Source organism: Pseudomonas sp. SAS7, from assembly GCF_052112345.1.
Classification (GTDB): domain Bacteria; phylum Pseudomonadota; class Gammaproteobacteria; order Pseudomonadales; family Pseudomonadaceae; genus Aquipseudomonas; species Aquipseudomonas putida_Q.
Map to the genome: position 1 here is coordinate 1 of NZ_JBEGGO010000060.1, position 490 is coordinate 490.

The 490-nt window shown below is 60.2% G+C and carries 1 protein-coding gene; it reads right to left on the reverse strand.

Features of this window, described 5'->3' with window-relative positions; all coding sequences use genetic code 11:
• Window positions 1-490 (reverse strand): immunoglobulin-like domain-containing protein (locus ABI582_RS28685; protein WP_442120992.1); only part of this gene is annotated, 490 nt, incomplete at both ends.

Below are 490 nucleotides of genomic sequence, written 5' to 3' on the forward strand. Positions count from 1 at the left end.
GGTGATGGTGACCTTGACCAGGTCGCCTTCGTTGCCTGGGGTACCTGGCTCGTCGGTAACCTGGGTGCTGACCGGGGTCTTGTCCAGGTTCAGGTTTTCAAACTTCCACGCGTCCGCGCCGCTGACGGCATCGATAGCATTCAACACCGGCTCGTTAGCGCCGACATAGACGTTATCCGGGGCGGTCGCAGTGGCCGAGCCAGTGGTGCTGTTGGCGGCCACAACGACCGTCGTGCCATCGGTCAGCTTGAAATACAGCTCCGAATGGTTGTTGATCGGCAGGCCGTCTTTGTTGGTCAGCGTGATGGTGTAGGTGATCTCGCCGCCTTCCGTAACCGACTGGCTTGCGGTCAGCTTGGCGACAACTTCGTCGATGGTGTCGGTCACTTTGACCGAAGCGTCACCGCCCAACTGCAGGTTCTCAAAGGCAGCGCCGGTGGCGTCCACTGCCGACTTGATGCCGAGGGAAATTTCGCCGGCATCCTGGTAA